The 12,045-nt window shown below is 37.6% G+C and carries 11 protein-coding genes; 4 read left to right on the plus strand and 7 right to left on the minus strand.

The window, feature by feature from the left end:
* Positions 1-38 precede the first annotated feature (38 nt).
* The 6 genes from ACIQX2_RS11765 to ACIQX2_RS11790 form a co-directional block, all read right to left on the minus strand.
* Complete coding sequence (locus tag ACIQX2_RS11765) at positions 39-692, minus strand: 3-oxoacid CoA-transferase subunit B (protein ID WP_402850375.1); 654 nt, start codon at positions 690-692, stop codon at positions 39-41.
* 13 nt (positions 693-705) lie between these two features.
* Positions 706-1,395, minus strand: coding sequence for a CoA transferase subunit A (locus tag ACIQX2_RS11770; protein ID WP_402850378.1), 690 nt, complete (start codon positions 1,393-1,395; stop codon positions 706-708).
* 137 nt (positions 1,396-1,532) lie between these two features.
* Positions 1,533-2,300 carry a 3-hydroxybutyrate dehydrogenase gene (locus ACIQX2_RS11775; RefSeq protein WP_402850381.1) on the minus strand — a complete coding sequence of 256 codons (768 nt, stop codon included), beginning with the start codon at positions 2,298-2,300 and terminating at the stop codon, positions 1,533-1,535.
* 47 nt (positions 2,301-2,347) lie between these two features.
* The gene (locus tag ACIQX2_RS11780; protein ID WP_402850384.1) at positions 2,348-3,676 is read right to left on the minus strand and encodes a GntP family permease; all 1,329 of its coding nucleotides are present in this window, start codon (positions 3,674-3,676) and stop codon (positions 2,348-2,350) included.
* 408 nt (positions 3,677-4,084) lie between these two features.
* Positions 4,085-5,428 (minus strand): sigma-54 interaction domain-containing protein, encoded by a 1,344-nt coding sequence (locus ACIQX2_RS11785; RefSeq protein WP_402850387.1) that lies wholly within the window; start codon positions 5,426-5,428, stop codon positions 4,085-4,087.
* Position 5,429: 1 nt separating this feature from the next.
* Positions 5,430-6,614, minus strand: coding sequence for an MDR family MFS transporter (locus ACIQX2_RS11790; RefSeq protein ID WP_402850390.1), 1,185 nt, complete (start codon positions 6,612-6,614; stop codon positions 5,430-5,432).
* Positions 6,615-6,735: 121 nt separating this feature from the next.
* Here ACIQX2_RS11790 and mnmL point away from each other — a divergent pair, with 121 nt between their 5' ends.
* Genes mnmL through ACIQX2_RS11810 form a run of 4 tightly spaced genes read left to right on the plus strand, consistent with a single transcriptional unit; the run spans position 6,736 to position 9,941 of the window.
* Positions 6,736-7,695 (plus strand): tRNA modification radical SAM protein MnmL/YtqA, encoded by a 960-nt coding sequence (gene mnmL, locus ACIQX2_RS11795; protein ID WP_402850393.1) that lies wholly within the window; start codon positions 6,736-6,738, stop codon positions 7,693-7,695.
* Positions 7,692-8,264, plus strand: coding sequence for a tRNA 5-(aminomethyl)-2-thiouridylate-methyltransferase MnmM (gene mnmM / locus ACIQX2_RS11800; protein ID WP_402850395.1), 573 nt, complete (start codon positions 7,692-7,694; stop codon positions 8,262-8,264). The genes mnmL and mnmM overlap by 4 nt, the downstream gene beginning before the upstream one ends.
* Before the next feature lie 53 nt (positions 8,265-8,317).
* Positions 8,318-9,397, plus strand: coding sequence for a type III polyketide synthase (locus ACIQX2_RS11805; protein WP_402850397.1), 1,080 nt, complete (start codon positions 8,318-8,320; stop codon positions 9,395-9,397).
* 1 nt (position 9,398) lies between these two features.
* Positions 9,399-9,941, plus strand: coding sequence for an isoprenylcysteine carboxyl methyltransferase family protein (locus ACIQX2_RS11810; protein WP_402850400.1), 543 nt, complete (start codon positions 9,399-9,401; stop codon positions 9,939-9,941).
* A gap of 745 nt (positions 9,942-10,686) precedes the next feature.
* Here ACIQX2_RS11810 and ACIQX2_RS11815 read toward each other — a convergent pair.
* Entirely contained in the window at positions 10,687-12,009 is a 1,323-nt protein-coding gene (locus ACIQX2_RS11815) for an NAD-dependent malic enzyme (RefSeq protein WP_402850403.1), read from the minus strand.
* Positions 12,010-12,045 lie beyond the last annotated feature (36 nt).

Below are 12,045 nucleotides of genomic sequence, written 5' to 3' on the forward strand. Positions count from 1 at the left end.
TTATAATAATGGATTTCAAAATAAAACACAAGCTGATATTAGATCGCTACATTTTCTTTAACATCTTTAATAATAAGATCAGCTTCCGTAGCATCAATAATATCTTGAACAGAATAACCCTCGAATACCTCTTTTAGTTCAAGTCCATTTTCTGTTACTTCTATCATTGCCCGTTCTGTTATTATTTTATTCACAACTGCTTTACCCGTTAAAGGTAATTCGCATTGTTTTTTAATCTTAGCAGAACCGTCCTTAGCACAATGATCCATAATGACGATAATTTTTTTTGCACCGTGCACTAGGTCCATTGCTCCTCCCATACCCTTAATCATCTTCCCTGGAATCATCCAGTTCGCAAGGTCCCCTTTTTCAGATACTTCCATCGCACCTAAAATAGCTACGTCTACATGTCCTCCACGAATCATCGCAAATGATTCTGCACTATTAAAAAACGCAGAGCCAGGAATCGTAGTCACTGTTTCCTTTCCAGCGTTAATAAGATCTGGGTCTACTTCTTGTTCGGTAGGATAAGGACCAATCCCAAGCAAACCATTTTCCGATTGTAAAACGACCGTTTTGTTCGGTGAGATGAAATTCGCTACTAAAGTTGGAATTCCAATTCCTAGGTTTACGTAATTTCCATCCTCGATTTCTTGTTCTGCTTTTCTTGCAATTTTTTCACGTGTATTCAATCGAAACTCCTCCTCAAGAACGTGTCGTTAAACGTTCGATTCTTTTTTCTTGTTCCGCTTGGAACAGACCTTGAACATAAATGCTCGGTGTATGTATTTGAGCTGGATTTAAATCTCCTGTCTCCACAATTTCTTCTACTTCCGCTATAGTAATTTTACCTGCAGCAGCCATCATCGGATTGAAGTTTTGTGCTGTCATGTTATAAATAAGATTACCAAATTTGTCCGCTTTTGCTGCTCGTACCAAAGCATAATCAGCTCGAAGTGATTCTTCCAACACATACTCCTTACCATCATAAACACGTATTTCTTTGCCTTCGGCTACTATTGTCCCTACACCAGCAGGAGTAAAAAATGCTGGAATTCCTGCACCGCCTGCACGGATTTTTTCGGCAAGTGTTCCTTGTGGTGTCAGTTCAACCTCAATTTCACCCGATATTACCTGTCTTTCAAACTCTTTATTTTCTCCAACATATGATCCAATCATTTTCTTTATTTGTTTATTTTTGAGTAGTAGTCCTAGACCCCATTCATCCACGCCACAGTTGTTAGAAATAACAGTTAAGTCCTTTACACCTTTTTCGACTAAAGCTAATATGAGTTGCTCTGGAATTCCAACAAGCCCAAAGCCTCCGACCATCAGTGTCATGCCATCTTGCACTCCTGCAACAGCTTCCTTTGCTGAATTATAAATAGGTTTCATGCTGCCAATCCCCTTTCATTCGTAAACTCTATTCCTTATTATTTTCTCAAATATCCGATAACTTAGCAATCTATTACCCTAAATATTATATAAAACGCACCGATTATCTAATCGGGCGTTTTATATAAGTGAATTAATTATTGACTCGTGTATCCACCGTCCAAAACAACGGCTTGCCCCGTCATACCTTTAGCAGCATCGCTTGCTAAAAAGAGGGCTAAATCTGCAATTTCTTTAACATCTAGCAAACGTTTTTGTGGAACTAAAGGATATAGTACCTCTTCTAAAACAGATTCAACTGGAACATTTCGTACCTTTGCCAGATCTTTAAATTGGTTGCGAACGAGTGGTGTGTCCACATAGCCCGGACAAACTGCGTTTACTGTAATCCCGTCAGCAGCTGTTTCTAATGCTGCAACTTTTGTCAGCCCAATTACGCCATGCTTAGCTGAGTTGTAGGCTGCTTTACCTGCAAAACCAACTAAACCATTGATCGAGGCCATATTAATAATTCTACCGAATCCATTTTTCCGCATATGTGGAAGTACATGTTTAGTTGCAACAAAGGGTGCAGTTAACATTATTTTTATCAATAATTCAAAACGTTCCGTTGGAAAATCCTCCAGCATTGCAACATGTTGCATACCAGCATTGTTTATTAATATATCTATCCGCCCATACTCTTTGAAAGTTATATCAATTGCATTAACAATATCTTCTTCGATTGTCACATCACATTTAATACCGAGCACATTATCGCCTAATAATTTTGCTGCATCCTTTACCTTCTCTTCATTTATATCAGTTAAAACAACCTTAGCACCAGCTTTATAAAATTCCTGTGCGACCTCAAAGCCAATCCCCTGTGCTGCTCCAGTTATAAGAAGCACTTTATCTTTTACCATTAGTTTTACCTCCAAATATCAACCCGTAAGTTCCTTTTGCTGAATAGTTAAATACCAAAACCAAGTGAGAATAATATAATTGCAATAGCTGTTCCTAGTAATGGCACTACTACAGTTGTGGCTGCAACTGGCCAATAGGCAGCGCTATGTTTTTCACCACAGATTGATTGAATAGTTGTTACTACGTACCCATTATGTGGCAATGAATCAAGAGCACCAGAAGAAATTGCAACCACCCTATGAAGTGCCTCTGGGTTTACACCCATATCCATGTAATGCGGCGCTAACAATGGTAAAGCAATTGTTTGACCGCCAGATGAAGAACCAGTCATACCTGCAATTACAGATACAGCGATAGCAGCACCGATTAATGGTGACCCTGGAATATTTGTCATTGCTTCTACAGCGGTTGTAAATGCAGGTACGTTTTTAGCAACTCCTCCAAATCCTACTACTGCTGCAGTATTACCAATTGCAATTATCGCCCCTACTGTACCAGCTGAAAAAGCTTCCCAGAAATTGTCAGAATATTTTCTTCCAACAATATAGGTTGCAATAACACCACCTAGTAACGCTATTATTAGAGCTGATTGAGCAAGTTTATCGTGGAAAATAAATGAGATTAATAATACAACTACCAAAGGAATCATCGCTAAGAATGGATTTGGTAAATTTCTTTTCGTATCGAATGATGGATCAGTATCACGATTTACAAATCTTTCCCCTTTATTAACAGCTTTCTGAATAATACGTCTCAGCCACCAGTAACCGAATGTCGCCATGAACACAAATACGATAATGCTTACTTCCCAACCTGCGTAAGCATTCGTACCTAAAAATTCAATTGGAATCCAGTTTTGAATTTCAGGTGAACCCGCAGATGTCATCGTAAACGTTACAGATCCTAATGCTAATGTAGCAGGTATAAATCGCCGTGGTAAATCCGCTTGTTTGAATAATGAAATAGCCATTGGATATACAGAGAACGCTACAACGAAAAGACTCACGCCTCCATATGTAAGAACCGCACAGGCAAGCACAATTGCAAGCACTGCATACTTCATACCCAATTTATCAACAATCCATTTGGATACGGAATCTGCTGCTCCACTATCCTCCATGACTTTACCAAATACAGCTCCCAGTAAGAACATTAAATACCAAGAAGCAATAAACCCAGTAAATCCTGTCATATAACTTGTAACAAAATCAGCTTCACCTTCACCAGCAAGCTGTTTGAATAAAGGCATTCCACTAGTCACAGCTACCAAAAGTGCTGATATTGGACCAGCTATTAGTATGTTTACTCCTTTCATGGTCAAAACTATTAACAAGGCTAAGCCGCCTATAAGACCGATCATACTTAATGCTTCCATTTACAAATCCCCCTATTATTTAAAATCGCGTTAAAATACCAAGTCAATTTATTGCAACAATTTTTATTAAAGTGATCGAATATAAAACAGAATCTAGAAAAAAATAAATAGTTAGGCAGTTATCATCCTCTTTAATAAATTGGGTCACTACTAATCTAAACTCCTGCAGAAGTATAGATCACTAAACTTGGTACTTTTTAATACCTCGGTAAATAAAAGCGCTTTCAAAAGCAATTAAAACATATACAAAATTTTCTATCAATAGCAATTGTGACGATATTGTTAACGAATAATTTCTCAACAGTCCAGATTTCCGGATTATTATGAGGAAAATAAGAAAAATTCCAACTTTTTCACCAATAATAAAATCCGATTTATTGGATTTGTGTCCAAAAAATCGGATTTAGGTCATAAGTTGTATTTTTTTATTTTTTCATATAATGTTGATCTACTAAGACCAAGCTGCTTTGCAATTTGAATTTTATCTGTCTCTTCCTCTAAATAAGATTGCAGTACCTTCTTTTCAACATCCGCCAATATATCTTCTAAAGTACCAGTAGTATGGAAAGAGGGAACATTTCTTAACTTTATCTGGGAAGGTAAAGCAGATGGCAATATCACATCTTTTTCCGCCATGAAAACAGCTGCTTGGAGTATGTTTTGTAATTCTCTTACATTTCCTGGCCAGTGATAGGATTGTAGTATTTCTCTCGTTTTTGTAGCTAAAGTTACATGTCGTCGACCAGCCTGCAGCATAAACTTTTGTAAAAAATAATGGAGTAAGTCGATGAAATCTTCCATTCTTTCTCTTAAAGGAGGAATTCGTATGGTGATTGCCTGCAGACGATAAAACAAATCCTCTCGAAATTTCTTTTCATCTATTAATTGAGCCAGTGAAATATTAGAGGAAACCACAATACGAACATTTACTTTTTCACTGTGCTCCGAATTTACTGGCGTTATTTCTTCCTCCTGCATCGTACGTAATAGCTTAGCTTGAAGTGTAAGAGGAAGTGCACCTATTTCATCTATATATAGTGTCCCTTTATCTGCTTGCTTATACCGTCCATTTTGTAGCTTCCCAGTTAGCGGATCAAAAACCCCAAATAATTCTTTTTCCAGCAACTCTGGTGGAACTGCGGCACAATTTACTTTAACGAAGGGAAAATCAGAGCGTTCTGAAAGCTGATGAATACTGTGAGCAAATAGATCCTTTCCAGTACCGCTCTCCCCTTCGATTAAGACGGGTAGCTCACTAGGAGCTATTATTTCAATCGTTTCTTTAATTTTTCGAATGGCTGGAGAACTGCCCTTTATCTCGGCCAATTTGTACTCGTTGTAACTATTATCATCGACGTTTAGTTGAATTCTTTCCATCGTTGTTCGAACATGGGAACTCAACTTTTTCCAATCGGACATATCTCGAAAAATCACACTTCCAAAAGCACCAACAATCTTTCCATCCACAAACAGGGGGACACGATTTGCAAGCATATATGTCCCTTTAATATAATGTGGTGAAGCATTATCAGCAATTCCTGATGCAATAACTTCATGCATTTTAGTATTTTCTATAATGTCCGCAACAGGTTTGCCGATAGCATCCTCTCGCTCTACTTCAAGAAACTCGCAGTAATCCTTGTTTATATACAGAATTTTTGAATCGGCATCTACTACAACAAACCATTGGAAAGCATTTTCTAAAATTTCTGCAAGAACAGAAGTAGATAAGTTTTGTTGTAAAATTTCCAAATCATATCACATCCTTAGCATTTGTAACTTTCTTCAATGGTCGATCGTATAAAAGTGTAGGAACTATCGCTAATGCTATAAGCACTGTGAAAACATAAAACATCACTTGTATTCCATAAACATCCACTATAATTCCCCCAGCAAATGGACCAATCATACGTCCAATTGTTGCCATGCTGTTCACAATTCCTTGATAAATGCCCTCTCTCCCCTTTGGCGCTAACTGATCAGCTAATGTCGGTACAGCTGGCCAAACGAATATTTCGCCAAGTGTCAGAACAACCATTGCTACGATGAACATTGTATAGTCCTCAGCATAGGAAACGACAACAAATGATCCCATAAATATTACTATACCAATAATCATCTGTGTTTTTATCCTATGCTCCAGCCTATTAATAATTGGTTTAATTAGCGGCTGTGCAGCTAATATTAGCGCACCATTTATCGTCCAAAGTAAGCTATACTGTTTTAAAGTTATACCTAAATCCAACACATGTGTGGAAATAGTAGAAGTCCATTGTACATAAGCAATCCATGTAAGCATGTATCCAAAAGAAACAATCAGCATTGCATAAAATGGCGCTTTTTGTTTAATTTTTTTGGAACCTTTCAATACTGAAGCATTAATATTTGGAGTAGATGACATATTGCGGTAAAAAACTCCTGCGATAAAAAGAAATAATACATATGTTAATAAATTTGCAAGAAAAATATTATTAATATTATGATCAGCAACTAAACCAGCAACAGCAGGTCCTATTGCCACTCCTAAATTCTGAGCCAAGTATATAGCATTAAAAGCCTTTCGACCACCCTCCGGCCAAACACTACCTACTAACGCATACATGCTTGGGAAAATTATACCACCACTAAACCCAAGAATAGCAACAAACCAAATATAAACTGGCCAACCATGCCAAAATGTTAAGAGTAAAAGTGCAACCATTGATAAAAAAATGCCAAACATAATGGATTTATAGCCACCTATCCGGTCAAAAAGATATCCTCCAAGTAAATTACCAACAACTCCAGTTCCTGCATTAATCATAAGCACGAATCCCGCCATCGTTAGTGTCTGTCCAAGATGGTCATGCATGTAGATTGTATGTAAAGGCCATAAAAAAGAATTTCCCATTGTATTGATAAACATTCCTATTATTAAAAACCATACTGCTTTTGGCAATTTTAACACCTCAATTCTTTTTCACTCAGAACATTGTATTCCTTTTCAAATGGCACTTCAAGAAGATTACATCAAACTTAACAAAATCATGTTAATATAATTCTGTTAAGGAGTGGAGAAAATGGTTGAAAATAATTTCCCGTTTCCATCTGATGGAAAACGATATTATACATGGAATCGTTATTTACGAGATAAATTTGGAATGAAAATTTTTAAAGTGGCATTAGATGCGGGGTTTGATTGCCCCAATAGAGATGGTACAGTCGCATTTGGTGGTTGTACTTTTTGTAGCGTTGCCGGAAGCGGAGACTTTGCAGGTGATAAAGTAGATCCCATTCCTGTTCAATTCGAAAAAATCAAGACGAACATGCACGAAAAATGGAAAAACGGTAAGTACATAGCCTATTTCCAAGCTTATACGAATACGCACGCTCCCCTCCCTGTTTTAAAGGAGAAATTTGAGGCTGCACTAGCATTGGAGGGTGTTATAGGGCTATCTATTGCGACAAGACCTGATTGTTTACCCGATGATGTAGTGGAATATTTGGCAGAGCTCCATAAACGAACGTTTTTATGGGTGGAACTCGGTCTTCAAACTGTCCATGAGCGAACTGCAAATTTGGTAAACCGTGCACATGATTTCCCCACATATATAGAAGGAGTTAGCAAGTTAAGGAAGCATGGAATTCCTATCTGTACACATATAATAAATGGGCTGCCTCTAGAAAACAGAGAGATGATGATGGAAACTGCACGAGAAGTGGCCAAGCTAGACGTCCAAGGAATTAAAATTCATTTACTTCATTTGTTAAAAGGTACTCCAATGGTTAAACAATACGAAAAAGGGATGCTAGACTTCATGGATCGAGATTCCTATATCCAGCTAGTAGCAGATCAGCTAGAAATTTTACCATCTGAGATGATCGTACAGCGAATCACTGGTGACGGCCCGATTGACTTGATGATTGGACCAATGTGGAGTGTGAATAAATGGGATGTATTAAATGGAATTGATGCAGAGCTTGCTTCGAGGGAGAGTTACCAAGGGAAATTTTATAAAAAAAGCGGTGTAGCAAGATGAAACTAAAACGAGTTTTACCTTATGCAAAACAATTACTAACGGAAACAGTCGAAAGTGGAGATATAGTCGTCGATGCAACTGCAGGAAATGGGCATGACACGCTGTTTTTAACAGAACTTGTCGGTGCGCATGGACATGTATATGCGTTTGACGTTCAAGCAGAAGCCATTCTAGCAACAACTAAAAGGTTAAAGGAAGCAAACAAATTAGAAATAGCAACATTAATAAACGATGGACATGAAAATCTGAATCTTTATATCAAGCAGGAAGTTTCTGCGGCAATATTTAATCTAGGGTACCTGCCGGGAAGCAATCATGAAATTGTGACACGAGGAGAATCTACGCAGCGGGCAATTGAATCGTTACTCCAATTACTGAAAGTAGGTGGAATTATTGTTTTAGTAGTTTACCATGGGCATGCTGGAGGTAAAGAAGAAAAGGATTCAATTCTACGTTTTGTACAAGGTTTATCTCAATCCTTTGTCCACGTATTAAGTTATCAATTCCTTAACCAACAAAATGATCCTCCATTTATCATCGCAATTGAAAAAATGAAGCAGCTACAATAATAGTATATATATCGTGAATAAGGGAAATATAAGGAATAAAAAGGAGTGGCTCCATGCCAAAAATTACTTCGATTAGTACATATAATCCTCCCTATACTTTAGAGCAATCTAATATCGAAAATCTCACGAAAGAATTATTTGAAGACAAAATACCTCAATTGAATAGACTATTAAAAGTGTTCGAAAATGGCGACATACAAACTCGCCATTTTTGCGTTCCTTTAGAATGGCACCAAAGTGAACATAGCTTTGAAGAACGTAATAATTTGTATATAGAGCTAGCTACACAATATAGTATCGAAGTTATCAATAATTGTTTAAATAGTGATTTTCTAGAGTCTCCCCTACATCCTAGTGAAATTGATGCAATCATATTTGTTAGTAGTACTGGTATATCTACTCCAAGTATCGATGCGCGGGTGATGAACCATCTGCCTTTTTCTGATCGTACAAAACGTATTCCATTATGGGGGTTAGGCTGTGCTGGTGGAGCATCTGGGATTAGTAGAGCTTTCGATTATTGCAAGGCGTATCCTTCTTCTAAAGTATTAGTGGTTTGTGTAGAGCTCTGTAGCTTGACGTTTCAACCTAATGACTTTTCAAAGAGTAATTTAATAGGAGCATCCCTATTTGCTGATGGAGCAGCCTGTGCATTAGTTTGCGGAGATGAAGCAGAATTGGCTACGACAAAAACGGTTCCCCACATCACGGCAACGGCTTCTAAATGGATGCCAGACTCAGAAGATGTAATGGGGTGGGATATTAAAAATAATGGACTCCATGTTGTATTTTCCAAAAGCATTCCTTCTATTATTACTGCTTGGTTAGGACCTTTTATAGATGATTTTCTAGGTGAACAACAAGTAACGAAAGCTGAGCTAACTAACTTTGTTGCACATCCAGGAGGCAAGAAAGTATTAAAGGCATATGAAGAAACATTGGAGCTTACAGAAGATCATACGCATATCTCACGAGAAGTATTAAAAAGTAATGGGAATATGTCCTCCCCAACAGTTCTTTACGTATTGGAGCAGTTTATGAAGAAAAAACATAATAACGATGAATTAGGGTTACTCGTCGCATTAGGTCCAGGTTTTTGCGGAGAAGCTGTATTACTGAAGTGGAGGGATTAGCTTGTTATTCTTCATCCTTATCTCCTTTGTGATTATTCAGAGACTTGCTGAAGTGGCTATCGCTAAACGCAATGAAAAAAGGATGCTTGCACAGGGAGCTTATGAAGTTGGCGCAACTCATTATCCTTATATGGTAACGATGCATGTGTGTTTTTTTATAAGTCTTATTGTTGAGGTAATATTTTTCAACCGATCGATATCTCCCTTATTCCCGATTTTTTTGGTATTCTTCTTATTTGTTCAATTATTGCGTGTATGGTGTTTAGCAGCTTTAGGATCCTTTTGGAATACTAAAATCATCATTTTACCAGATGCAAATGTTGTTAAAAGTGGTCCTTATACGTTTATTCGCCATCCGAACTATGTAGTTGTTTGTTTAGAGATCATCTTATTACCGTTAATGTTTCAAGCATATTTCACAGCTGTAGCATTTACCTTATTAAATCTAGCTATGCTTTCAGTACGCATTCCTACAGAGGAAAAAGCATTGAGGGAAGCGACTAATTATGAAGACAAATTTAAAAAGAAGATTTCGGCATCATGACCGAAACCTTCTTTTTTTAATTACTAAGAAATTATACTATTTCACATTGTACAAATACAGTGTTTCTAGTTTTTGAGGAATTAAAATTAAATCTTCACAATAATACTGTTGATTTCCGTTACAGGTGGGGTACAAAGGCTAAAAGCGCTACATCGTGTGGCAACGCCTTTGTGACCAACATCCTGTTGGCCTTCGCGGGGTGAGCGATGAGTTATCACCGTCGCTAGCGCGTCGCTGTAATATCTCATCTGTCTCACTCATCCTGCCGAATTCGCCACCTTTCACTCCAATCAATATAATGTGTAGTATACCACTATAAGATATAGCATAGCCTACGCTTAAATGTTAATAGTAGGTAAAGTTAATTTAGTAAAAACTTTCTTTTGAATTAAGGATTTTATTCTGTAATGAAGGATGAAAAAAAAGATTTTCTTTTAAACTAGTGGAAGTACAGTGAAATAGTAGGTGTTCACTAAATATAGAAGCAAAATAGCGAACGAAATTGCATCTTCGAGAGCTTCCTTTATAAATAGGAAAGCATTTATTCTCTAGTTACCAAAAAATGCACTAACCTGTTTCAAATTGTTTTTGAAGGGCGACGGAAAGATAAGCGTAATAAAATTACCGAAAAAGGAGAGGCTGGTTGTGACGGAAGTCACAACCAGCCTCTTTAAAAATCAATCGATAATTAATATACGGGCAAATTTGTCCTAAGCCCTTCGGAAACGATAGAACCAAGTTTTGTTTATTTACTCATTTCCTTATTGGCAGCTTCTTCAACTGCTCTTGCAACTAAATGATGCAATGTTGGATCCAATGGATTTGGTATAAGTTCACCAGGTTTCGTGTGATTAACAATTGCTAAAGACGCAGCGATTAACATTGGATAGGTAATCTCTTTAGCACCTGCATCTAAAGCCCCCTTGAAGATACCTGGGAATCCGATAACATTGTTTACTGAGCGTCCGTCCGCTGCAAATGCTGCTCCTGCCGCAATTGCTTCAGAAGGCAAAATCTCTGGGTTTGGGTTAGATAATGCCAATATAATTTGCCCGTTACGAACCATCTCTGGTTTAATAAGACCAGAAACTCCGGTTGTAGCAATGATAATATCACATTTTTCCATTACCGCTTCTAACGATTCTAAAGTTTGACCACCATGACTAGTAAGACGTTCTTGAGCAGCCTCTTGACGGTCTAACCCATAAACTTCCTCTACACCATACGCCATCAACATACGACAAATAGCTAATCCTGCAGCACCTAAACCAATTTGACCAATTTTCGCTTTTTTAATATCCACATTAGTAGCTTTACATGCTGATAGAATAGCTGCTAATGCTACTACTGCAGTACCGTGTTGGTCATCATGCATTACTGGAATTGGTAATTCAGCTTTTAGTCTTTCTTCGATTTCGAAGCAATGTGGAGATCCAATATCTTCTAGTAAGATCGCTCCAAATCCTTTATGAATATGCTTGACTGTCTCTACAATCTCATCTGGGTCGCTTGTATTTAATAAGATTGGAATTCCACTTAATCCTACAAATTGGTCTAGCAATACTGCTTTCCCTTCCATAACAGGCATCCCTGCAACTGGTCCTATATTACCTAGTCCTAAAATCGCAGTACCATCAGTCACGATGGCTACAGATGAACCAATGGAAGTAAAATAGTTAGCTTTTTCTGGATTATGTAAAATATCCATACAAACGGAAGCAACACCCGGTGTATAAATCCGTTGAAGATCGCGTAATGAACGAACATCTAGTCTGCTCTTCATAGCAATTTTACCGCCTTCATGCGCTTTTAATACATCATCTGTAACGGCTTGAACTTTAACGCCATTACCAATTGCCTTAATATTAGAAATCACTTGTTCCAATTGATCTTTCGATTTACAAGTGATTGTAATGTCACGAACGGTTGTTAACGCTCCACTCTTAAGTGTGGTAATATCCCCAATATCTCCCTCTGCCATACCGATTGCAGTAGCAACCTTAGCAAAATTACCAGGTTTTGAAGGTGTTTCCACGATGATGTTACGAATTATATGTTGGCTTTGCATTTAAAATCTCCTAACTCTATTCTCTTTTTTAACCAA

The sequence above is a fragment of the Psychrobacillus sp. NPDC096623 genome, assembly GCF_044762655.1.
Taxonomy (GTDB): Bacteria; Bacillota; Bacilli; order Bacillales_A; family Planococcaceae; genus Psychrobacillus.